This window comes from Streptomyces sp. NPDC060205, assembly GCF_042728395.1.
In the GTDB taxonomy this organism is placed as follows: domain Bacteria; phylum Actinomycetota; class Actinomycetes; order Streptomycetales; family Streptomycetaceae; genus Streptomyces.
The window spans coordinates 1-21,201 of record NZ_JBHWZP010000070.1 but is presented as its reverse complement, the minus strand read 5'-3'; the positions used below and the strand labels follow the sequence as shown (position 1 = coordinate 21,201).

The 21,201-nt window shown below is 68.6% G+C and carries 20 protein-coding genes and 1 pseudogene; 11 read left to right on the top strand and 10 right to left on the bottom strand.

What is annotated here, in order from left to right:
* Nucleotides 1–81: 81 nt before the first annotated feature.
* Nucleotides 82–663 (bottom strand): hypothetical protein, encoded by a 582-nt coding sequence (locus tag ACFWGJ_RS15180; protein WP_387324001.1) that lies wholly within the window; start codon nucleotides 661–663, stop codon nucleotides 82–84.
* A gap of 184 nt (nucleotides 664–847) precedes the next feature.
* Here ACFWGJ_RS15180 and ACFWGJ_RS15175 point away from each other — a divergent pair, with 184 nt between their 5' ends.
* Nucleotides 848–1,012 carry a hypothetical protein gene (locus ACFWGJ_RS15175; RefSeq protein ID WP_387323998.1) on the top strand — a complete coding sequence of 55 codons (165 nt, stop codon included), beginning with the start codon at nucleotides 848–850 and terminating at the stop codon, nucleotides 1,010–1,012.
* Nucleotides 1,013–1,176: 164 nt separating this feature from the next.
* Here ACFWGJ_RS15175 and ACFWGJ_RS15170 read toward each other — a convergent pair whose 3' ends face one another.
* Nucleotides 1,177–1,581 carry a type II toxin-antitoxin system PemK/MazF family toxin gene (locus ACFWGJ_RS15170; RefSeq protein WP_387323996.1) on the bottom strand — a complete coding sequence of 135 codons (405 nt, stop codon included), beginning with the start codon at nucleotides 1,579–1,581 and terminating at the stop codon, nucleotides 1,177–1,179.
* A 254-nt stretch (nucleotides 1,582–1,835) separates the two neighbouring features.
* Here ACFWGJ_RS15170 and ACFWGJ_RS15165 point away from each other — a divergent pair, with 254 nt between their 5' ends.
* Nucleotides 1,836–2,684 carry an oxidoreductase gene (locus ACFWGJ_RS15165; protein ID WP_387323994.1) on the top strand — a complete coding sequence of 283 codons (849 nt, stop codon included), beginning with the start codon at nucleotides 1,836–1,838 and terminating at the stop codon, nucleotides 2,682–2,684.
* Nucleotides 2,684–3,298: a TetR/AcrR family transcriptional regulator gene (locus tag ACFWGJ_RS15160; RefSeq protein ID WP_387323991.1), complete on the top strand. Its 615-nt coding sequence runs from the start codon at nucleotides 2,684–2,686 to the stop codon at nucleotides 3,296–3,298. The genes ACFWGJ_RS15165 and ACFWGJ_RS15160 overlap by 1 nt, the downstream gene beginning before the upstream one ends.
* 27 nt (nucleotides 3,299–3,325) lie before the next feature.
* Here the strand turns inward: ACFWGJ_RS15160 and ACFWGJ_RS15155 are convergent, their stop codons facing one another.
* On the bottom strand, nucleotides 3,326–4,384 hold the full coding sequence (locus ACFWGJ_RS15155) for an acyl-CoA dehydrogenase family protein (RefSeq protein WP_387323989.1): 1,059 nt from the start codon (nucleotides 4,382–4,384) through the stop codon (nucleotides 3,326–3,328).
* 94 nt (nucleotides 4,385–4,478) lie between these two features.
* On the opposite strand from ACFWGJ_RS15155, the gene ACFWGJ_RS15150 reads away from it, so the two are divergent.
* Nucleotides 4,479–5,384, top strand: coding sequence for an AraC family transcriptional regulator (locus ACFWGJ_RS15150; RefSeq protein ID WP_387323987.1), 906 nt, complete (start codon nucleotides 4,479–4,481; stop codon nucleotides 5,382–5,384).
* A 131-nt stretch (nucleotides 5,385–5,515) separates the two neighbouring features.
* Here the strand turns inward: ACFWGJ_RS15150 and ACFWGJ_RS15145 are convergent, their stop codons facing one another.
* Nucleotides 5,516–6,538: an LLM class flavin-dependent oxidoreductase gene (locus tag ACFWGJ_RS15145; protein WP_387323984.1), complete on the bottom strand. Its 1,023-nt coding sequence runs from the start codon at nucleotides 6,536–6,538 to the stop codon at nucleotides 5,516–5,518.
* Nucleotides 6,539–6,682: 144 nt separating this feature from the next.
* On the opposite strand from ACFWGJ_RS15145, the gene ACFWGJ_RS15140 reads away from it, so the two are divergent.
* A complete protein-coding gene (locus ACFWGJ_RS15140; RefSeq protein ID WP_387323981.1) occupies nucleotides 6,683–6,811 on the top strand; it encodes a hypothetical protein in 129 nt (42 codons plus the stop codon).
* A 41-nt stretch (nucleotides 6,812–6,852) separates the two neighbouring features.
* Entirely contained in the window at nucleotides 6,853–7,488 is a 636-nt protein-coding gene (locus ACFWGJ_RS15135) for a DUF6461 domain-containing protein (protein WP_387323978.1), read from the top strand.
* Nucleotides 7,489–7,698: 210 nt separating this feature from the next.
* On the opposite strand, the gene ACFWGJ_RS15130 is transcribed toward ACFWGJ_RS15135, so the two are convergent.
* Nucleotides 7,699–8,205: a hypothetical protein gene (locus ACFWGJ_RS15130; RefSeq protein ID WP_387323975.1), complete on the bottom strand. Its 507-nt coding sequence runs from the start codon at nucleotides 8,203–8,205 to the stop codon at nucleotides 7,699–7,701.
* Between the two features lie 537 nt (nucleotides 8,206–8,742).
* Here ACFWGJ_RS15130 and ACFWGJ_RS15125 point away from each other — a divergent pair.
* The gene (locus tag ACFWGJ_RS15125; protein WP_387323972.1) at nucleotides 8,743–9,543 is read left to right on the top strand and encodes a serine/threonine protein kinase; all 801 of its coding nucleotides are present in this window, start codon (nucleotides 8,743–8,745) and stop codon (nucleotides 9,541–9,543) included.
* 1,399 nt (nucleotides 9,544–10,942) lie between these two features.
* On the top strand, nucleotides 10,943–13,363 hold the full coding sequence (locus ACFWGJ_RS15120) for a hypothetical protein (protein ID WP_387323970.1): 2,421 nt from the start codon (nucleotides 10,943–10,945) through the stop codon (nucleotides 13,361–13,363).
* Between the two features lie 25 nt (nucleotides 13,364–13,388).
* On the opposite strand, the gene ACFWGJ_RS15115 is transcribed toward ACFWGJ_RS15120, so the two are convergent.
* Nucleotides 13,389–13,859: a hypothetical protein gene (locus ACFWGJ_RS15115; RefSeq protein ID WP_387323968.1), complete on the bottom strand. Its 471-nt coding sequence runs from the start codon at nucleotides 13,857–13,859 to the stop codon at nucleotides 13,389–13,391.
* Nucleotides 13,860–14,046: 187 nt separating this feature from the next.
* The gene (locus ACFWGJ_RS15110; protein WP_387323965.1) at nucleotides 14,047–15,468 is read right to left on the bottom strand and encodes an RICIN domain-containing protein; all 1,422 of its coding nucleotides are present in this window, start codon (nucleotides 15,466–15,468) and stop codon (nucleotides 14,047–14,049) included.
* Nucleotides 15,469–15,784: 316 nt separating this feature from the next.
* On the opposite strand from ACFWGJ_RS15110, the gene ACFWGJ_RS15105 reads away from it, so the two are divergent.
* Nucleotides 15,785–16,579 carry an SDR family oxidoreductase gene (locus tag ACFWGJ_RS15105; protein ID WP_387323963.1) on the top strand — a complete coding sequence of 265 codons (795 nt, stop codon included), beginning with the start codon at nucleotides 15,785–15,787 and terminating at the stop codon, nucleotides 16,577–16,579.
* Nucleotides 16,580–17,185: 606 nt separating this feature from the next.
* A complete protein-coding gene (locus ACFWGJ_RS15100; protein ID WP_387323960.1) occupies nucleotides 17,186–17,416 on the top strand; it encodes a hypothetical protein in 231 nt (76 codons plus the stop codon).
* A gap of 4 nt (nucleotides 17,417–17,420) precedes the next feature.
* Here the strand turns inward: ACFWGJ_RS15100 and ACFWGJ_RS15095 are convergent, their stop codons facing one another.
* The 3 genes from ACFWGJ_RS15095 to ACFWGJ_RS15085 all read right to left on the bottom strand — a co-directional run bounded on the left by ACFWGJ_RS15095 (nucleotide 17,421) and on the right by ACFWGJ_RS15085 (nucleotide 20,393).
* The gene (locus ACFWGJ_RS15095) at nucleotides 17,421–18,710 is read right to left on the bottom strand and encodes a PAS domain-containing protein (protein WP_387323958.1); all 1,290 of its coding nucleotides are present in this window, start codon (nucleotides 18,708–18,710) and stop codon (nucleotides 17,421–17,423) included.
* Between the two features lie 143 nt (nucleotides 18,711–18,853).
* Nucleotides 18,854–19,564, bottom strand: a complete 711-nt coding sequence (locus ACFWGJ_RS15090) for an ANTAR domain-containing protein (protein WP_387323955.1) — start codon at nucleotides 19,562–19,564, stop codon at nucleotides 18,854–18,856.
* Nucleotides 19,565–19,649: 85 nt separating this feature from the next.
* A complete protein-coding gene (locus ACFWGJ_RS15085; RefSeq protein WP_387323952.1) occupies nucleotides 19,650–20,393 on the bottom strand; it encodes a GAF and ANTAR domain-containing protein in 744 nt (247 codons plus the stop codon).
* Nucleotides 20,394–20,824: 431 nt separating this feature from the next.
* On the opposite strand from ACFWGJ_RS15085, the pseudogene ACFWGJ_RS15080 reads away from it, so the two are divergent.
* Nucleotides 20,825–21,201, top strand: a pseudogene (locus ACFWGJ_RS15080) (transcriptional regulator); the annotation flags it as partial.

Here is a 21,201-nt window from a genome sequence, read left to right as displayed (position 1 = left end):
GCAGCCTAGAGGCCAGGAGGACCCGACGGACTCAATAGTGCGCGAAGTCGGAACACTGCCCCTGCGCCAGCAGACCCCGGGTCAGCCGGCGAGGTCCACCACATTGGTTTTCGGGGGCTCAACGTTCAGCGGGCTGTTGAAATCACTGTAGGAGGTGACGGTGCGGAATTCAGGGCTCTTGTACACCACCCGGTAGATGTAGGGCTTGCCTTTGGTCGCCACGTGAAAGGTGTATGTGCCGCCCTCGTCCGCCTTGTCAGTGACCACGAGGCTGGCCGTCGGCATCCCGCCGACCTCACCAGTCTTGCCCTTGGTGACTTTCCCGAACGAGGCGAACGGATGAGTGCAATCCGTCAGTCCCTTCTCGCCGGCCGGCGCGGCCGGATCTACGGTTGTCTTGCCCCAGTTCTTCTGGTCCGTCCGCCCTTTGGTATCGATACCCGACAGTTGCATGTGCTTCAGGTTCGGTCGGACGTAATCGGTGTCGCCGATACGGATCTGCTCGAACTTCTCGCCCGTGCTACCAGCTGAAGTAAAGGAACAGGTGCCCTTCAGGTCCGTCCTCATCCGCGTGGAACTCCAGCGCCCGTCCGTCATCGTCGAGCGCCCCGTGATCGTCACCGCCTGGAGGGCCTTCATGGCCTTGTTCGCCTCGCGGAGCATCTGCGCAGCCGACTGCTCCCGCGGTCCCGCACCCTCGGAGCATCCCGTGAGCGCAACAGCCAGCGCGACACACGTAACGCCGGATGCCGTTGCACCAGATGGCATGCGCATGATCGTTCCCCCTGAGTTTGAAGCGATCATGATAACGGCAGCCGTTGCCCTGTCTGTGCGAATGATCGAAAGAATGCTGGAAGCCGGCTGGCGCAGCGAGTTCTGCGCAAGCCGGCGGGTGGCAGCGCCCCGGCCGATGCTGGCCGTCCTCGCCACACTCACCGTCGCCGCCGCAACCGCGGCCGCCGCCGAGGACCTCCGCCGGCGCCTTCCGGGCCCCCTCGTATTCCAGCCGTAGATCGTGATCTCAGCGGTGAGGGGCGCCGAGGCGACAGACGGCAGACGGCAGACGGCAGACGGCCAGCGTCGATCATCTCGCCCGAGATCGCCTGAGATCGCCTGAGATCGCCTGAGATCGCCCGAGATCGCCCGAGCCGTCGCCGGCGTCGGCTCCTTCTCCGCCTACCCGAGTTCACCGAGCCGGAGGGCATCCCGTATCTCGCTGAGCTTCGCGGTCGTGACCGGGGTCCGCTCCTGCCCTTGTTCAGCAAGTCGTAGGGCGTCGTCAATCTCGCTGAGCTTCGGGGCGGACAGGACGGCCGCCCGCTCTATCAGGTCGTCCCGGGACACCGTGGTCAGCCACGTGCACGGGGTGAAGCCTGGACGCGCGAACGCGAGCCGCAGCACGCCCTCGAACGGCAGTCCTTCACCGGCGCCGACCGTCACTTCGATGCCCAGACCGCCGATGTCGACGCCCGCCGGAGCCACGACCTGCATCACCCGGATCCCGGACGCGTCCTCTCCCGACAGCAGTACGACCAACCTCCGCTCGTCGAACTGGACCCACCAGACTTCGCCACGTTGCACAAGTCCTCCAGACACATGACGGCAGGCAGACGCTGCGCGACCTCGACACGCTGCGGAGACGGGCGCGACCACCGTTGATCATCGGCGCGTGATGGCAAACGATCATGCGGTGACCGCAGGTCCAGCGTAGGCCTTAACCGGCAGGACGCCGGAGCAGAGAGAATCTGCACTCCGATGGTAAAAATCGACGCGGTGTAGACTTTTCGATGAGGGAGCACGACGAGGCCCCCTACGAGCATTGACCGGAGGAGAACATGCAGGAACAGACGTGGCTCATCACAGGTGTCAGCACGGGGCTCGGCCGCGCCTTCGCCCGAGCGGCCCTGGACGCCGGGCACACCACCGTCGGCACTGTCCGCTCCGAGAAGGACCTGCGTGCCTTCGAGGAGCTGAAGCCGGGGTATGCGCACGGCCGCATCCTGGACGTGACGGACGGTGACGCCGTCTCGGACGTGATCGCGGAGCTGGAGCAGAACGTCGGGGCCCTGGACGTCGTCATCGCCAACGCCGGCTACGGCGTGGAGGGCACGTTCGAGGAGACCCCGCTGGCCGAGGTGCGACGGCAGTTCGAGGTCAACGTACTCGGGACGGTGGCCACCCTGCAGGCGGCACTGCCCCACATGCGTCGGCGCCGCCGCGGGCACCTGTTGGCCGTCACCTCCATGGGCGGGCTCATGGCCGTGCCCGGCATGTCCGCCTACTGCGGCAGCAAGTTCGCCCTGGAAGGCATTCTCGAAGCGCTGGGCAAGGAGGTCGCACAGTTCGGCATCCACGTGACGGCGATCGAGCCCGGCTCTTTCCGGACCGACTGGGCCGGCCGGTCCATGACGCGCACCGCGCGGTCCGTCGACGACTACGACGACCTGTTCATCCCCATCCGCGAAGCGAGGCAGAAGGCGAGCGGGAACCAACTCGGCGACCCGGCGAAGGCCGGGGAGGCCGTCGTGCACATCACGTCGGTGGACCGGCCGCCGGCCCACCTCCTCCTGGGCTCGGACGCGCTGCGACTGGTCACCGCGGGGCGCGCGGCCGTGGACGACGACATCCGTGCATGGGAGGCGCTCTCCCGCACGACCGACTTCGCCGAAGGCGCACAGCTCTGATGCCCGGCGAGCACCCCGCACGAGGCCGACGCACCACCGAACGCAAGGGCGATGTCCGGGAGCGGGCCATTCTGGACACCTGCGAGGCCCTGCTGGCGCAGAAGGGCTACGACGTCATGACCGTCGGCGACATCGCCCAGGGCGCCGGCATCACCCGCGGCGCCCTGTACTTCTACTTCGGCTCCAAGCAAGAAGTGGTCACCGCGCTCGTGGCCCGAACCGTGGAGCACCTGTGGGAGCGGTCCAGGGCCACCGCGCAAGCCGACGAACCGCGCGAGGCCGTCGCCGCGGCCATGCGACGTACGGTCGAGTTGTGGAACGAGCACGGCCTGGTCATGCGTACGGCCATCGATCTGTCACTGCACGTGCCGGAGATCGGCGAGCTGTGGAGTCGTACAGCGGACCTGTTCACCGCGGCCATCACCGCTGTCCTGGAACGAGCCGGCGTTCAGCCGGGCACCGAGCCGGACCAGGCGTCGGCGATGGCACGAGCCCTGTGCTGGATGATCGAGCGGAGCTTCTACCACGCCTCACAAGAGTCCCGCGAGGTTCTGCAGAAGGCGTCCTCGACCTGCGAACACATCTGGCTGGTCAGCGCCGGCCTGACCGACTGAGCGGACACAAGGCGCCGCCCGCGCCCCCTACGCGACCAGCACGCTCCCGAGGTCCTCGGTGGCGAGGTAGGCATTCAGCAACGGATGGCGGCTGCCCACAGCGACGTCCCGCCAGTAGCGCTGCAAGGCGTTGGAGGCGCGAAAACCGCTGGAACCGTGCAGGTCCAGCAGGAGTTCCAGCGCGCTCCGGCAGTCCTGCGCCGCACCCGCCAGGTCCGTACGCAGTTGGGCGCGCTCGATCTCGGTGAGGTACTCCCCCTCAGCGGCCTGGGCAATGACCAGCATGGTGGTGTCGGCGCGGTGCACCAGCGAGGCGGCCTGGGCCAGCCAGTGACGGGCGCCGGGCGAGTCGCCCATGCGTGTGTAGCTGGCCATGAAGGGCTTGCGGTCGGACGCGAACATGTCCTGCGCCACGTCGAGCGCGCCCTGCGCGGCGCCCACGACGGGGGCGAGCACGCACAGCCTGAAGAACAGCTGCATCTGCGGCTGGAACGGGCCGCCCCGGGCGACCCGGTGTGCGGGCACCAGGACACCGTCGGCGACGAGCCGCTGGCTTCCCGTGCCCCGCATGCCCGCCATGTGCCAGTTGCGTTCGACGGTCAGATCGGCGAGGGGGAAGGTCGCGATGTGGAAGGCGCCGTCCACCATCACGGCCAGACCGGCCCACTCGGCCGCCCCTGATCCCGTGACGTTGTCCCATTGCCCGGTGACGCGTATGCCGTCCGCCTCACGGACTCCCTGGGCCGAGGGAACCCCGGAGCCGCAGACGAGCGCGTCCGGGTCGGCGAAGTACTCCTTGCGCGCGGATGCGCTGTGGTGCAGGGCCACCAGGGTCTTGGACGTGGCACAGGTACCCGCGGTCCACCCGGCCGACGGGCAGGCACGCCCCAACTCCGCCAGACGGCGGGCGACCGTCGGCGCGTCGGCCCCCGCCCCGCCGTGTTCCAGCGGTGTGCGCAGGGCCAGTGACCCGCTGTCCCGCAGGGCGTTGACGCTTGCCGCCGCCAGGCGGTCGTGCCGCTCGCTGTCGTCCGCGTGGGCCAGCAGTATCCGACCGTATTCATTGAGTGGCTGGTTGATCTTCACAGGTCACAGTCAACCCGCGCGACTGCCGCCCAGCCATACTCCGTTGACGCGGGCGCATACGATTTGGTGCACCGTGCATTGTTAGCCTCTGCTCGTGGACATCCTCAGCGAGATGATCGGCACCATCCGGACCGGTCAGGTCTATGCCCGCCGCATCGAGGAGGCGGGCTCCTGGGGGTGGCGTTACGACGAGTTCACCGGCAGCGGTTTCCACGTGGTCCTGCGCGGTCAGGGATGGCTCCTCACCGAGGACGCGCCTCCGCGCGCACTCCGTGCGGGAGACGTCGTCCTGATCACGACCGGCGCGCGGCACGGGCTGAGCAGTCAGCCGTGCGCCCTGTACGACCTCCCGCCCGAGCCGACGGGTGCCCTGCCCCCGCTCTCCGGCCCCGCCGACTTCGAGTTCCTGTGCGGCGCCTACCGGCTGCCGCACGGCAAGGTCCACGACTACCTCACCACCCTCCCGAGTCTCATCGTCGCGTCGTCCGAGGCGGGCGGCAGCCAAGCGGCGACGCTGGCGGAGATGCTCCTCACCGACCTGTCGGCGCCCCGCCCCGGTGCGGAAGCCACCCGCTCGGCGCTCGCGGACCTGCTGCTCATGCACGTGCTGCGCCAGTGGCTGCAGGAGAACGGCACGGCCGACGGGCCGTACACCGATGACCCGGTGGTCGCCCGCGCCCTGCGTCACATCCACAGCGCCCCGCACCGGAATTGGACGGTCGCCGAACTGAGCACCGCCGCCGACATGTCGCGCACGGCGTTCACCCGCCACTTCACCAGGGTGCTCGGCAAGCCGCCACGGGACTATCTGACTGGCGTGCGGCTGTCCCGGGCGGCACGGCTGCTCCGGGAGAGCGACGCACCGCTGGCGGCCGTCGCCCGCGAACTCGGGTACTCCAGCGAGTTCGCCTTCGGCGCCGCCTTCCGCCGCGCATACGGCATCTCCCCGGGCCGCTTCCGAAACGGCTCACGCACAGGGCACGGCGTCTCGGCCACCTAGTACTCCAGGGGAACTTCACCCATCCCGCTGGAGTACTGGACGGCTCACCGCTTGTCGTGCCCGAGCTCGTCAGGCGGCATCTGTCACGACCAGCCGCACCCCGCAAAGGCTGGCATTCCACGTCGGCGCTGTCAGCGCCATCCGAGTTCGGGAGCGACGTGGGTCAGGATGCTTTCGATGACATGTGCGTTGTACTCGACGCCCAGTTGGTTGGGCACGGTGAGCAGCAGGGTGTCGGCGGCGGCGATGGCCTCGTCCTGGGCGAGCTGTTTGACGAGGACGTCGGGTTCGGCGGCGTAGGAGCGGCCGAAGATGCTGCGTGTCTGGGCGTCGATGTAGCCGATCTGGTCCTTGGAGTTGCCTTCCCGGCCGAAGTAGGCGCGGTCGCGGTCGTCGGTGAGGGCGAAGATGCTGCGGCTGACCGAGACCCTCGGCGCACGGGTGTGGCCCGCGGCCTGCCATGCCTGGCGGTATGCCTCGATCTGCTTGCGCTGCTGGACGTGCAGGGGCTCGCCGCTCTCGTCGTCCTTGAGGGTGGAGCTCTGCAGGTTCATGCCGAGTCCGGCTGCCCAGGCCGCGGTGGCGTTCGAGCCGGATCCCCACCAGATACGCTCGCGCAGGCCCTCGGAGTGCGGTTCGACGCGCAGCAGTCCCGGTGGGTTGGCGAACATCGGTTTGGGTTCGGGCTGTGCGAAGCCCTCGCCCTTGAGGACGTCGAGCAGCCGCTCGGTGTGCGCGCGTGCCATGTCGGCGTCGGTCCCGCCCTGTGGGGGCGTGTGGCCGAAGTGCCGCCAGCCGTCGATCACCTGCTCCGGGGATCCCCGGCTGAGGCCGAGCTGGAGTCGGCCGCCGGAGATGAGGTCGGCCGCGCCCGCGTCCTCGGCCATGTACAGCGGGTTCTCGTAGCGCATGTCGATGACACCGGTGCCGATCTCGATCCGGCTGGTGCGCGCGCCGATGGCCGCGAGCAGCGGGAACGGTGAGGCGTGCTGCCGGGCGAAGTGGTGCACCCGGAAGTAGGCGCCGTCGGCGCCCAGCTCCTCCGCGGCGACCGCGAGGTCGATCGCCTGGAGCAGCGAGTCCGCCGCTGAGCGCGTCTGTGAATGCGGCGATGGCGTCCAGTGTCCGAAGGACAGGAACCCGATCTTTTTCATGCCACATTCAACAATCAGCGACCGGTTTCATTCCTCAGCAGTGGGCCTCGCCGTTTCTCTTCGGCACTCCCGGTGAATCAAGTGCGCTTGTCATGGACGCCCTCACTCGGGAACGGTTAAGTCGGCGGACAGGTCCAGGTAGACATGAACGCCCACGGCAACATCGCCGACCAGGCGAAGAGCAGCGGCGTCGACATCGGCGAAGGACCCGGTTACGCGGCCTGGCCAGGCATCATGATCTGGCCTCCGCACCGCACCGCTCATCACGGGTAGTGCGGTGCGCAGACCAGCGGCACGCATCACGGAGGCGGGACATGGCAGCAACCGAGGACGCACCCTCGCTCGACTGGGCGACAGCCTGGATGTGCGTCACCTTCACCCGGGACCTGACCGCCGAGGAGGTGTTCACCCGGTACGGAGCCGACCCGTCCCGCTCCCGTCTCCTCGACGCGGACCAGGCGTCGGAACTGCCCACCGGCCAACTCGCCGACGGGGCGGTCTCATTGCTGCGGTCCGGCAGCCTCGGCGACTGGGCCTTCTGCATCGAGGAGGACGGCGTCATCGGCTCCTGGCCCGAACCGCTCGCAGCGCTGTCCCGGGGCACCGAGACGTACAGCGTGCTGACCACCGAAGGCCTTGATGTCTTCCAGCACTGGCGCGACGGCGAGTGTGTCGAGAACTTCGAGCCCGGCATGCCGTGTACCGGGCCTACCGGCCCCTGGCGGGACCGGGTCGAGACGGCACTCGCCGCGTACGAAGGCGAAAGCGGCGGAATGGCACCAGTGGTGGCCCTCGTACTCGACCACCTCGGCATCAGCCTGGACGACGACGCCGTCGCCGGCCCCTGGCCCACTCTGGCCCTCTCCGAAGACGACGCACCGTCGGCCCCGCGCGGCCACACCTACGCGGGTGAGGGCCCGGTCCCGACCCAGCCACCGATCGGGAACTGAGCTCCGGGCAGCAGCCCGCTTTCGCCTTGCCTTCCTCAGCCCGACCCAGCCGTCCGAGGGCGCGCGCCGGGCTTCGGAGGTGGATCTCGTTGTTGCAGTTCTCGTACTCACCGCCGGTGTCCAGTCGGATCCCGTCGTCCACGCCGGACGCCTGTGGGCCTTCGCCTCGTTTGGTGTGCGGCCCTCCAGGGGGCCGCACACGACACGGAGTCAGGAGACCACGACGTCGACCACTTGGTCGATGATGTCTCCGGGGGTGACGGGTGGGGTGTTCCCCGGGTCGTAGAGTGCCGTGACCCGGTAGGTCCCGGAGGGTGCGGTGACCGTGAACGGGCCTTCTTCGTTGACGACGCAGTTGCCCGCGGCTCCGCGAGTGGTGTAGACCGGCTGGCCACGGTAGAAGTTGATCTGCGCACCGGTGTCGACGTTCACGGCCTGGAATCGGATCGTCGTGCCGGGCAGAATGCCGTTCCCGCCCAGCCGGAAGGTGTCGCCGCGGAAGGTGTTGAAGGTCGGGACGCCGAGGCTCTGGTCCCCGTTGTAGCCGGAGAAGTAGATCTTGCCGGGCTGGGTCAGGTAGGCGTGGCCGGCGGTGTTGCACCGGTTCGCGGCCTGCGCGGGCGTGGCCACCCCCGCCGGGACGGCAACCGTCAACGCGGCGCAGGCCAGCAGCGTGAGTGTGGACTTGAGCGGGCGCGGGCGGGCTTGAAGAGTCACGGGCAAACCTCCTGTGCAGATGGCTCGGGCTGCTTCCGAGCTGGGTTGCGGCGAACGTCGTTGCCATGAGGTATTCGCCACCGGACAGCGACCGGATGTGGCGGATGGACCCGTACGTACGCGCTGCCTCAGCTCGGCCCCGGTGTTCACGATGTCGTTGCCGCGCTGGACCGCCGAAGACGCGGATCGCTTTCTCGACAGCCTCCTGGGCCAAGGCGCGACGGCAGTGCTCTGTTTCGCCGGGAGGGGTCTTTACTGGTCAGTGCAACACAACGGCGGGGACCGTCGGCCCGCCAGACGTCCGGCGCTGACCCTCGACAGGGTCGGCCGGCGGCAAGCACCGGTCGGCCTCGGACAGCACCGGCCTTCCATCTTGCGGTGGTTGGACCGCCAGGGGCTCGGTACCGGGTCTCCGGTGGCCGATCCGTCCGGCGCCGGAGGCTCCGGAGAGGGCTCTGAAGTGGTGTTTCGCCGGATTCCAAGAATGGTCTCCGGAGTTTCCCCGGCGGGCCGGGCGGGTGCGGAAAAGTCACCGGCATGGTGAACTCCCAGGGCTCCGAGGAGCCGACTGAACCGCAGAACACGCCGAACCCGGCAGGCCCCGTACCGTTGGAGACGACGGATCCCACCTTTGTCGGCGGCTTCGAACTCCTCGGCCGCATCGGTGCCGGTCGCCAGGCCGTCGTGTACCTCGGCCGGAACAACCGCGGCGAGAGTGCCGCGGTCAAGGTGCTGCGCGCCGAGCGGCGCGACGACCGCAGGTCGCTTGAGGCCTTCGAGAGTGAGGTCGAGACGCTGAGGCTGGCCCCCGACTCGCTCAGCCCCCGGCTGTACAGCGCGGGCTGGGACGGCGAGCACCGGTACACCGCCAGCGAATACCTGACCGGGCCGTCCCTGGAGGAGCTGATCCGGACCCAAGGGCCTCTGGGCGGCGCCGATCTGCGGCAGTTCGCGGTGAGCATCAGCCAGTTGGTGGTCGAACTCCACCGGCTACGGATCCACCACGGTGACATCAAGCCGCGCCATGTACTCACCGGCCCCGGCGGGCGGCTCTTCCTGATCGACTTCGGGGTGGCCGCGATCGGGGACGGTTCGCTGCGACGCCGTGACCTGTTCAGCCTGGCCTCCGTGATTCTCTACGCCGCAGGCGGGCGTTTCCCGTACGAGGGCACGCCGCTGGAGATCTCGACGCGGACGATGGGCGGCCGGCCCAAGGTCGGGGTGCTGCCGAAGCCCTGGCGGGACACGCTGTGCAAATGCCTGGAGCCCAGTCGGCGGTTCTGCCCGAGTGCGGCGGGCGTTCTCAGGACGGTCGGCCGGTACGGGAGTTGGGCGTAACGTGGATCGCAGACGCTGGTCGGAACATCCGGAGAGGGAACCGGTTCGTGGCGGAACCTGAAGCGGCGGAGGGCGACCTCGGCCGTCTGTGCGAAGAACTGGGACGTCTGCTGAAGGACGCGGGGCTGAAGCAGTCCGATGCCATCGAACTCGTCGAGCGGTTCGTCGCGAAGAGCCAATTGCACCCTGCGGCACAGCTCAAGAAGACACAGATCTCCGCGATTCTCCGGAAGCGCGTTGCGAAAGCCCCGTCCTTCGAAGTCGTGCGCGGTCTGCTGAAAGCCTGCGTCGACACGGGCCGGATCTCAGGGGTCAGGAACTCCGAGACATACTGGAAGGAACTGCACGACCGGGCGGAGGCTGAGGAGAGCGCGCGGTCGGCCAAGGCCGCGCCGGAAGTGCCGAGGGTACTGGCACCCGATCGGGCGGGCCTGGACGCCCAGCGATTCACACCCGTGCTCCGAGCCGAGTTGCTCGACACCGCGCTGCGAAAGCGGGACGCGCAGAGCGGAGACGGGTCCGGCGGCATCAATGGCAACGGGCAGCGAGTGGTGCTGGCACTGACCGGTGACGGCGGTATCGGCAAGAGCGTGTTGCTCGGTCAACTGCTGCAGCAGTTGGAAACCGAGAAGGGCGCGGTGGCACTGCTGTCCTGCGCGCAGGTACCGAAGGACACCCTGTGCCAGAGGTTCGAGAGCGCCGACCGGGCGATCGGTGAGGCCGTGCGGCCCGGTGGCGGGAAGGGGATCATCGACCTGCTCACCTGGCTGCGCGCGGCGTACGGCACGGTCACCCTGCTCGTGGACACTCTCGACCTGGTCCTCGACGCCCGGACGCTTCCGGGGCTTTCGTCGGTGCTCGGCGCGGCACTGGAAATCGGCCAGGTCGTCCTGACCTGCCGCGACCTTGAGTACCGCGGGCATCTGCGGTACCCCGGTCAAAGCGCGCCCCGCCTGGCCGGCCGACTGGTCGAGAATCCGATGCCGATGCTCTCGGAGACCGAGATCGTCGACTGGGCACAGCACCACCTGCTGCGTGGCGCCGCGGGAACCAGCGGGCTGACTCGATCCGATGTGGAGTTCCTCGGTGTCCTCCGTGGGCGAGTCGCCGTGCCCGGCGCGCTGCGCCGAATCTGCGCACTGCCCGTGCGGCTGGCGATGGCCTGCGAGGTCTACGCGAACAAAGGCCACATTCCAGAGGATCTGACCGTCAATCAGCTTCTCGCGGACTACTGGCAGGCCAGGGTGCGAACCAGTGGAGGCGTGCCGGCACCCCGCAAGGAGCAGGCGGTCTACGCCCTCGCCGAGCTGCTGCTGACCCCGGATGGCGTGCTGCGCGTCCAGGTGCCCAAGGGGGGCTGGACAGCGCGATCAACGAGAGCGAGGCACTTGCCGAAGGGATGGGGCAGGCCGTCAGCGAAGGCCTGGTTCTCGACGGCGAAACCTACTGGGAGTTCTTCCACCAGAGCTTCGGCGAGTACGCGCACTCGCGCTGGCTGCTCAGACAGGGAACACACAGCACGGCCATCACCCGCCTCATCCGGGCGCTCAGCTCCGGGCACAGCAACCTGTGGCCCCTCACGACCTCTCTGCTCTCCCAGGTCACGCTGTACGACGACTACCGGCACCTGGCAGGACGTGTCCCGGCCGACACGACGGAGGCCGCCAGGACGCAGATCGTGTCCTCGCTGGGGCGCGTCGAGGAGGACGCCCTCACCGATGCGCTGGAGCGGGTCCGTGCCGACCCGACCCTGATGCGCAGCGTGACCCTGGACCTCGGCGACGCCCCCGCCCGGCATCTCGGCGCCGCGCACAAAGCACTGGTCGCGGCAGTCGGCGAGCATCCGGCCGAGCTGACCGGGCCTGCGGCCAACGCACTGGCGAAACTGCTGGCCCGTACACCGGAGGAAGATCTGCCGACCCGCCTGAGGGAGGCCCTGACGGCGGTCCGGGCCGCGCGCCAGCACCTCGATCAGGCCGGTCAGGTGGTCTGGCAGAACTATCCGCACCGCCTGCTGGCCGCGGCGCTCCCGGGCGTCGTGGACGCGGACCTCGAACGCGATCTGGGCCCGGACCCGACTCGCAAGAACCGGAAGGGGGTGCCAAAAGAGGTACTCACCGTCCTGCGCGAGAACTATCCGGGCCTGGGCGACCTCGCACGCCGGACGGCGATCTTCGCGCATCTTCGTGCCCCTCTGTCGGCGGACCAGAAGGCGGAGTTCGCGCGTTGTGTCCTCGCGGTCCCCTGCCCGCCCTCCCTCAGCGACGACGACGGCGTACGCACCATGCGGCTGTTCTGGGAGTGCCCGACGGTGCGCGAGGAGTGGGGCTGGACCACCTGGCGGCAACTGCTGGCCGCCAAGCTCCCCAAGAACTGGGACAACGCCCAGATCAAGCTGGTGGCCCGGCTCGGTGCGACGGATCTGGATGTCCGGACGGGCGTGGTGAGCGACACCCTCGAACGCCGCGGGGAGATGACCCGGCACGTCAACATCCTCAACCGGTTGGCAGCGGATCACTCCGAGTGGCTCGCGGGACAGTTGCTGGCACTGGACTTCGAGGACCCCCGTCGCACCGCCAACCTGTCCTCCGTCGCCTACTGCCTGCAGAACACGGAGCTCCCGCTGGCAACCCGGCTGCGCGTGCTCAGAGCTCTGGACGCCGCCCGCGAGGCCGCCCCCAGGAACGTGTGGCCGGCCCAGGTCGTGCTGGCGGGCGACCTGGTCGAGGAGCACCTGCGGATCCTGAAGGATCTCCATACGGTGAGGGTGGAGCCACATGTAGTGCGCACCATGCTGAAGTCATGGGCGAACAGTGGCTCCACGAGGGTGCTGGCCGCCGTCGCAGGCCAACTCCGTGAGCTGGACACCGGTCTGAGCGATACGAACGGCCGCAACAGCGAGAGCCTTCAGACCCGGGCTCGGCTGGAGAGCCGGCTCGCACATCTGGATGAGAAGGCACGCGCATGGCTGTCGGCCGCCGTGCTGGATGGCGAGAGCCCATCAGTGGCGGGTACGGCGGTCAGCACCCTTCAGGGGCTTGAAGACCTGCCGTGGCACGAACTGACGCCGTGGCTGTGCGAATTGTTCCGCAGTCCGCACACCGACGCGGTCACGCGGTTGACGCAGATCTTTCTGGACCGGTCCCGGGTCGTCGACGCCGTCTTCACCCAGCATGCGGGGCCACTGCTCGGCACGGCACTCACCCGTATGCGGCGGGCGGTCGCGACCGACGAGAATCCCGACCTCATCAGGAACCTCCTGCGACTGATCATCCGGGTGGACGAACACGCGACGCTCGGGCGGGACGAGGTGATGGAGGTGTACGACATCACCCGGAGCCGTCTGCCGGACGCACCGCCGAAGGAGGGGGGATCGTCCACGCTCTCGGCATCAACCGCGCCGTCCGCCGAGCGTGAACGACGACGGGAGCAGAGCGGCTGGTACTCAGCCGCTCTCCGGGACGTCTCCACCATGTGCGGGGCCCTCCTGGGTACCCGGCTCAGCCGTGCGGAGATCCGTGGGCTGCTGACCGAACTTCTACCTCCGATGCCACCCCAGATCATGGGCAGCACGGTCCGCAAAAGAGCCGCGACCCTGCTCAAGGGGGTCTGCCACCATGACCCGGAGGGCCTGGACTGGCTGGACGCCCTCGTTGTGCGGACAGACCTCACGACCGGCATCAAGTACGCGATCGCCGAGGCGGTCCTGAACATCGACGGCAAGCGGCGTGAGGGCAGGGCAGCCGGGCTGCTCGCTCTGCCCGGCTGTCCGAGGGAAGTCGCCGACCACATCCGCGACGAACTGCGCCACTGCGATTAGCGAGGTGTCCTCCGAGAGGCCGAGATCAGGAGACGATCTGCTGCCCGGCCGCCTGGACAAAGGCCTCGACTGCCTCACGGGCAACGTCACCGCTGCGGTGGCACTCGTGCTCGCCCTCAGCCTTGTGGATCACGCTTACCCGGTCCAGTGCCTCCTCGGCCAGCCGGACGAGGCCGGGCGACTGGGCGACAAGCCGGATCCGGAAGAGTTCCTGACGCGCCACTGAGCGCAGCCGGTAGGACTCGACGCGCGCTTCCGTCGCCTCCGCACTGCCGGGATTCTCGTGGGCCCGGTGCCAGCGGTCGAGTTCACCCCGCCGACAGTGCGCGAGTGCGGCGGCGTACGCGCTGTACGCCGCCATACGTTCCTCCTGGACGAACCGCCAGCGGGCAAACCGCTCGTTCCGGATGGTCATCCGGTGCTGCACCAGGTAGCTGAAGCACCCGCCGAGGAGGGTCCCGACGACGGCTACAGCACTTGTGAGAACCGCTTCCATCCCTGGATGACACCACGTCGGTCGGGTCGCTGAGAACACCGCCCGTCAGGAGACCCGCCGGACCGCTCCGCCAAGGGTTGTTCAGCGCCCGACGGCCTGTCAGACAGTTTCGTTTCCACGAACGGTGTGATGCGGGTGAGGCTCGGCAGCGCGTTCCGGGCGGAGCCCCGCCCGTCATCGGGATGCCTCACCCCTCCGAGGGCTGGATGATCTGCCACTCCTGGTCGTCGGTGGTGGTGCAGTGGAAGATCAGAAGGCGTGTTTCGTCGGCGTCGGACTGATTTCCGGCTACCTCAAGGCACTTGTTGTTGCTGGCGTAATTACGGATCCAGTACGCGCCGCTCTTCTGCTTGTCGATCCACCACAGTTGGTTGTCGGCGGTGGTTCCGACGCAATCGGATTCGGAGATCGCCGCATGGATGGATTGGGCTCCGGAGCCCGGGAGGTCCATGCAGAGCTGATCCTTGACGTTGCGGATCTGGAAAAGGACCGAGCCGCCGGGGCCGAGCTTCGGGTAACGCTCCTCCAGGTTCCAGCGCTGGTTGTCATCGACGCTCTCGTCGCACGTGTACTGCTGCACGCGGCCGTCCTTCTTGCCCTTCCCCTTGCCCGGGATGTCGGCGCACCTCTTCGTGGCGGTGTTCCGCAGCAGGACGTTGTTCGCCGGCACCACGCTCTCAGGCTCTTCCTTCTTCGTCTGCTCCGGCCCCGGGGCCCCTCCGCCGCCGCCCGCGCCGTCGGACGCTTCCTGAGCGGGCCCGCTGGGCTCCGCTTCGGCAGACGGTGCCTTCGGAGCCTCCGGCGTCGGTGACGGGGAGGGAGCCAGCGTGCTGACGCCGGCTTCCTCGATCTTCTCCGTGGCGGAGCTGCGCACCTGCGGCCTGTAGGCGATCCACAGCATCACGAAGGTGATGGCGAGCGCCATGAAGATGCCGAGGAAGGTGGCGAGCCAGCGCGGCAGGAAGCCCTTCTGGACGTACGTGCCTTCGACGTCCAGCGGGTCCACGCCCGAGCGCTGCACGGCCAGGGTGTAGGGGCGGGACTCCTTGGACCCGAACCAGATGATCTGGCGCGGCTTGAGCGTCGTCTTCACGAACGCCGCGCGCCCCGGCTCGATCTGTACGTTCGACGGGTGCACGTCGTAGGAGAGTTGGTCGCCGTTGTCGCTGCCGCTGACCGAAGCGGTGAGCTTCGTATTGCCCAGGTTGTCGACCGCAAGCTTCGGGCGGCCCCGGAAACGGCCCTTCACGGTCGGCGGCACCAACTCCGCCCGCACCTCCGTGAAGGGGGTGATGGTGAGGTTTCCCTCGGGGACCGTCGTCGCCTCGGGATGTTCCGTCGGCGTGACTCGGACCGCGTACGGGTTGGGGCCTGCCGTCGCATCCGGCGTCCGCGGCGGCGCGAACGCGATGTCCACCGAACCCGTCGTCCCCGGATACAGCCGCAGCACCTGCGGCTCCACCCTCGCCCATGGCGCGAGCGGACCGACCGCCTCGAAGCGGTATTCGTCCACCACATCACCGGTGTTGCGCAGACGCAGTCGTACGGTCGTACTGCCACCCGGGTCCACGGTCGCGGAGGCGGGTTCCAGAGAAGTCCAAAGGCTCACTCTCGGACGCTAGACGCATCGCGGGCACCAGGTCAGGAGGCGGCAGGGCACGATGGGCTGCCCGAAGAGGCGGGGTCCTCTGCCCTGGTAGGGGAAGCCGTACCAATTGCCGCGGACCATGTCCCCGCCCGATCACCCTTCCGATGTCCTACCTGTTCGGCTTGCTTGGAGTGCACGTCAAGGCCATAGCGTTTGCGGGCATGCCGGTATCACCAGGGTCTCGCCGGTCTTCACGGCCGGCCACCACGGCTCCGGCCAATTCGTGAACTCGACGCGTCGACGCATCATGCCGCGCGACCAACAAGAAGGACGGAAAGTGGAAGACACCCACTTCACCACGCACGCGGAACTCTTCGATCTGCGGGGAAAGCGCGCGCTCGTCACCGGTGGCACCAGAGGCATCGGAATGATGATCGCGCGTGGCCTTCTCCAAGCGGGCGCCCGCGTGGTCATCAGCTCGCGCAACGCGGAAGCCTGCGCTCAGGCGCAGGAACGGCTGTCCGCATTCGGTGAGGTGCGGGCCGTTCCCGCCGACCTGTCCCGCCACGACGAGTGCCGGCGGCTGTCCGACCTCGTCACCGCCGACTCGGAGCGTCTCGACATCCTCGTCAACAACGCGGGCGCCCTGTGGGACGAGCCGCTGGCGACGTTCCCGGACGCGGCCTGGGACACGGTCGTCGACATCAACCTGAAGTCACCGTTCTGGCTGGTGCAGGAGCTGCTGCCCGCGCTTCGCAAGGCGGGCACCGCCGACGATCCCGCGCGGGTCATCAACATCGGCAGCATCGCCGCCATCCACATCCCTCAGCGGCCCAACTACTCGTACTCCAGCAGCAAGGCCGCGCTGCACCAGCTCACCAGAGTGCTCGCCAAGGAACTGGGGCCGCAGCACGTCACCGTGAACGCCGTGGCCCCGGGACCGTTCCCGTCGACGATGATGGCCGCAACCCTCGACGAGTTCGGCGAGGCGATCGCGGCGGCGGCCCCACTGCGCCGGATCGGCCGCGACGACGACATGGCGGGTGTCGCCGTGTTCCTCGCCAGCCGGGCAGGCGCCTATCTGACAGGCACCGTGATCCCCGTCGACGGCGGCATCGCCACCACCGCATAGGCCGCCCAAGAGCACCCTTGTCCTGGACGCCCTCTGAGGGAAAGCGCAGGGTGAGTGCGAGTCCGTTCTCCGGGCCGGGGCGCGCCGTCAGGGAAAGCGTGGTGGGCTTGGGCGATCGAGGCGGCGATGGAGAGTCACAGGCCGTGGCCGGTGGTCGCGGTGCGGTCCCCGTCAAGTCGGCGGAAGGGTTGCTGTGGGGCTGTCACCAGCCGTCGCGTACCCGTCCGAGCAAGTCCTGCAAGGTGTCCACCGCCGTGTCGGGTTCGGCCACCCCGGCCAACGATGACAGCTCCGTCATCTGCTGGGCCTCCTACGGATCCGACCTGACCGAAGCCATCCGCAGTCTCTGAACGTCCTGTCGTATGCTCAGCCGCTTTCGCAGCAGGCCCTGGAAATTCTCCCGTCTGCAAAAGTCGTCTCCGTCGCACAGCACAGCGTGCACGCGGACTGTCGGATTGCCGGAGGGCGGCAGGGTTCTGAGAGGTGTTGGTGCCGGGAAGGTCGCTTCATCTTCAGCTGTCTGCTGCGTACCGTTAAATGACCGTCGGCGATCGGCAGCGGAGCGTGGACCGTGCTGAACGGTCCTGAGCGAACAGGGGGGTGACGATGGTCTACCTGTTATTGGCTGTGACGGCAGTCGTGTCCATTGGGGTGGCCGCCGTGGTGGTGCTGGTGCGTCGGCAGCGGCGCCGGATGGGTTTCAGCTCGGAAGCGCGGCGCATCGAAGCGGCCGCCACGGCCGGCATCCGCGATGCACGCCGCCAGGCTCATGCCCAGCAGTACTTCAACGACGCCGGCGGCCTCAGTGCCGTGCGGGACCGTGACTCGGCCTGCTGACGGGTCAGGAGAACCGGCCCGGGCCCTTCGGGTACTGCATGATGATGGAGCGCGCGAGGTCGACGACGGGCAGTTGCTGCGCCTGGGCCATGGTCCGCAGCCACACGAGTGCCTCGCTGATGCTGATGTCCTGCGTCTGGGCGACGACACCGACGGCGATGTTGATGTCGTCCTTGTCGGCGGCGGCCCTGACCTCCTCAACGATTTCGCCGTCCATGTCGGCGAGCAGTACCGCCGTCGTGATCTCCGCGAACGACTGCGCACCGGGAGGGGGCCCCGCAGGTTCGCCGGTGCGGTGCCTGCGGTAGAGGGTGAAGGTGCCGAGCGTGGCGGTGGCGGTGCGCAAGGGGTAGGCGAAGACCGCTCCGACATCGATGCCGACCGCGGCGTCGGTGAACAGCGGCCACGCGGCACCGGATCCCTGCAGATCGGGCACCGCAACGTGTTCGCCGGTGTCGAACGCGGTCAGGGAAGGTCCATCGCCGGTGATGTACTGCATTTCCTCGGCACGCTGAGCCCATGGGGAGCTGACCGCAAGCTGGTATCTCTGGGGCCCGCCGCCGTACAGGGTGATCGCGGCGGCATCGACCGCGGGAAGCTCCTGCACCGCGGCCGCGCACACCGCGGTGGCGCAGCCGCCGGAACGGGCCCGGCGGGCGGCATGGAGGATCCCGTGCCACAGCACGTCGCGCCGGGCGACGTCCGCGTACGCTACGGCGCTGGCACCTGCGAGGTCGCCCGGAACCGCCCTCCCGGCAGCCACCGCGCGGGCGGCACGCTCGTAGCGGCTGAGGGCCAGCATCGCGCGGCGCAGCAACACGGGCGGCCGCCGTACCGTTTCCGCCGCGTCGGCGCCACGTGCGCGGTGCAGGATCTCGCGCACCGCGGTCACGTCCTCGACGTGGTGCAGCGCGCCGACGACGCGGCCGTCGGGGTCGGTCAGGGGCGAGTTGACCGGGCTCCAGTGCCTGCGGTGGAAGACACCGGCCGCGTCGGCGTCGGGGATGTCGTAGCGCTGGATCCCCATGTCGTCGCTCACCCCGCCGCGCAGGACCCGCTCCAGCGAAGCGGTGAGGTTGCGCACCCCGGTCGCCGTGGCGTCTTTGGGATCGTCCGGGAACGCGTCGAACATGAACGCGCCGATCAGGTCGTCCCGCATCCGTCCCGTGGCGCGCAAGTAAGCGGCGTTGACGCCCCTGATACGGAAATCCCTGTCGAGAACCACGTACGGGGCCGTGGTCACCTCGAACAGTGGGCTGCCTGATGCGGCCCGCAGTACCTCATGCACCGACACCTACCTCCCTGCCCCGGGAACCACATACGTGCCTGCGGTCCAGCCTAGTCCTCACCTCAGGCCCTGGCAGACGTTGTTGTGCGGCCCCGTGAGAACCCGCGCTGCGGGCGGCGCAGCCCCGCGCAGGGCTGCTTTCGACCTTTTCAGGGCGGCGGGATGTCGTTGGGGTCCAGGTGGAGTCGGCGGGCGAGTACGTCGCGGGCGACGTCGAGCAGGGGGCGGCCGTGGCTGAAGGCGTGGCCGCGCAGTCGGATCAGTGCGGTGTCGCCGTCGATGTCGAGTTGGGCGGCGAGCATGCCGGTCGCCTGATGGACTTCGGCGAAGTGCAGACCGGGTTCGTCCAGCAGGGCTTTCTGGGCCGGGTCAGGGTGGGTGACGGTGGTGACGACGATCTGGGCGAGGGTGTCGACGAGGCCGAAGGCGTTGGTGAGCTGGTCGGTGTCCATGGGACCGGGGCGGGTGCGGTGGCCGGTGAGCACGCCGAGTGCGTTGACCCCGATGCGCAGAGGGAAGGAGAACACGGCATGCACGTCGAGTGCTTCGATGGCGGCGGGCAGCCCGGGCCAGCGGTCGGCGGTGAGCCCGCCGATGTCGGGGAGCAGCAGCAGGGTTCCGTGGTAGGCGGCGTCCAGGCTGGGTCCCTGGCCCTGGACCTGTTGCAGGTCCTCCAGTGCGACGGTGCGTTCGCCGTGGGACTGGACGAGTTCGGCCGGCCGGTCGGTGGGTGACAGGAGCAGGCCCAGTCCGTCCAGGCCCAGCATGTCGGTGCAGGCGCCCAGCGGCAGGGGTGCCATGCCGGGGCCCATGTGGGTGCCAAGGGCGCTCAGGTAGGCCCTCATCAACGGGTGGATCACCGCTGCGGCCCCCTTCTGGGCGTGATGCGGGCCGTCCAGGAATCGCTCCTCCCATCACACCCCAGGAGTTCGCGGAGCTGCCGCTTCACCGGACGTGCCGGTCGAAGAGAGCCGGATCGGCCGTGCCCTGCATCACCTGGCGGGCGAGATCCGTGAGCCGCGTACGGCGGCTGCGCGCATGGCGGCGCAGGTGAGCAAAAGCCTGTTCGACATCGGTGCCGAGCCGCTGCGCGAGATAGCCCTTGGCCTGCTCGACGACGACGCGGCTGTCCAGGGCGCTCTGTAATTGTGCGCTCACAGTCATCCGTTCGCTCACGACCCGCTGCTGCAGGATCCCGACGGTGGCCGTGTCGGCCAGCGCCTGTCCCAGGCGCAGATGGGAGGCGTTCAAGGGACCGGGCTGTTCCCGGAAGAGATCCAGCGATCCGATCACCTGGTCGTGCAGGCGCAAGGGGCAGGAGGCCACCGAGGCGAAGCCGGCTTCAACGGCCCGTGGCACGAATCGGGGCCAGCGCTCTGTGGCCTCCGCCGTGGTCAGGGAGACACCGGGGACCAGCTGCTTGCTGTGGAAGCAGTCCCAGCAGGGGCCCTCCCCCGCTTCGACGCTGACTGTCCCCAGACGACGGGTGCGCTCGTCGGTGGCCGCCACATCCACCAGCCGACCGCCGGGAGTGGCGAGCAGGACCCCTGCCGCCGTCACGTCCAGCAGTTGTACGCAGTGCTCGGCGAGCGTGTAGAGGAAACCGATGACGTCGAAATCCTGTACGAGGATGTCGGCGAGGTCGACGAAGACCGCCTCCAACTGCTCCTCACGCGGCAGCTCGATCATGTCCCGCCCGTCTTGAAGTATGGTCCGAAAACCTTCCCACAGGCTATGGACTCCTGCCACCAACACGTTCGTGTTCGGCGCAGGCCTCCGGCCGGGGTCAGCGGCGTACACGTGCACGAGCCGAGGGCGACGTGAACAGGATGTGGCCGGCGCACACTTCCGAAAGTGATCCCTGCCGGAAAGCCCATCGGGTGGTCCGGCCATCCCCCTTCGTGAACGGCTGTTCGCGGTAGCGTGAATAAGAGTTCCGTGGATGTCCACAGTCCACAGTCCACAGTCCACAGCACTGTGCGCATGCGTCTGATGCCGGTGCGCGGCGATTTTCAGGGAGGGACGGCTGTTTTTCGCCCCGCGTTGCGGTCCACAGATGCAACACGCGGGTGCGGCACGGGGATCAGACGTGATGCGCCCGCAGAGGAAAGGGTGGCGTTGTGGCTGTCATGCCGGGAGTGCCGCGTGAGGAGCGGCTCGCTGTCGCGTTCGTCGAACTCTCCGACACCCTGGTACGGGATTTCGATGTGATCAGTTTCCTGTACACGGTCACCGAGCACTGTGTGGACCTGCTGGACGTGGCGGCGGCCGGAGTGCTGCTGGGGATGCCGCAGGGCCAGGTCGTGGAAGCTGCCGCCTCCGACGACCGCACCCGCGCCCTGGAGCTGTCCGGAGTCGAAGGGGACGAGGGCCCCTGCCGGGACTGCTACCACGACCGCGCCCCGGTCTCCGATGTCCGGCTGGACACCGAAGCCGCCGACCGGCGCTGGCCGCGCTTCGCGCCGCGCGCCCGGCAGTTGGCTTCACCTCGGTGGTC

What these genes read in the sequence shown, in the direction of transcription:
- ACFWGJ_RS15100 (WP_387323960.1), top strand. Translation starts at nt 17,186, where the DNA reads ATGGTCTACCTGTTATTGGCTGTGACGGCAGTCGTGTCCATTGGGGTG.
- ACFWGJ_RS15085 (WP_387323952.1), bottom strand. Translation starts at nt 20,393, where the DNA reads ATGATCGAGCTGCCGCGTGAGGAGCAGTTGGAGGCGGTCTTCGTCGAC.
- ACFWGJ_RS15125 (WP_387323972.1), top strand. Translation starts at nt 8,743, where the DNA reads ATGGTGAACTCCCAGGGCTCCGAGGAGCCGACTGAACCGCAGAACACG.
- ACFWGJ_RS15160 (WP_387323991.1), top strand. Translation starts at nt 2,684, where the DNA reads ATGCCCGGCGAGCACCCCGCACGAGGCCGACGCACCACCGAACGCAAG.
- ACFWGJ_RS15145 (WP_387323984.1), bottom strand. Translation starts at nt 6,538, where the DNA reads ATGAAAAAGATCGGGTTCCTGTCCTTCGGACACTGGACGCCATCGCCG.
- ACFWGJ_RS15165 (WP_387323994.1), top strand. Translation starts at nt 1,836, where the DNA reads ATGCAGGAACAGACGTGGCTCATCACAGGTGTCAGCACGGGGCTCGGC.
- ACFWGJ_RS15175 (WP_387323998.1), top strand. Translation starts at nt 848, where the DNA reads ATGCTGGAAGCCGGCTGGCGCAGCGAGTTCTGCGCAAGCCGGCGGGTG.
- ACFWGJ_RS15135 (WP_387323978.1), top strand. Translation starts at nt 6,853, where the DNA reads ATGGCAGCAACCGAGGACGCACCCTCGCTCGACTGGGCGACAGCCTGG.
- ACFWGJ_RS15120 (WP_387323970.1), top strand. Translation starts at nt 10,943, where the DNA reads ATGGGGCAGGCCGTCAGCGAAGGCCTGGTTCTCGACGGCGAAACCTAC.
- ACFWGJ_RS15180 (WP_387324001.1), bottom strand. Translation starts at nt 663, where the DNA reads ATGCTCCGCGAGGCGAACAAGGCCATGAAGGCCCTCCAGGCGGTGACG.
- ACFWGJ_RS15140 (WP_387323981.1), top strand. Translation starts at nt 6,683, where the DNA reads ATGAACGCCCACGGCAACATCGCCGACCAGGCGAAGAGCAGCGGCGTC.
- ACFWGJ_RS15115 (WP_387323968.1), bottom strand. Translation starts at nt 13,859, where the DNA reads ATGGAAGCGGTTCTCACAAGTGCTGTAGCCGTCGTCGGGACCCTCCTC.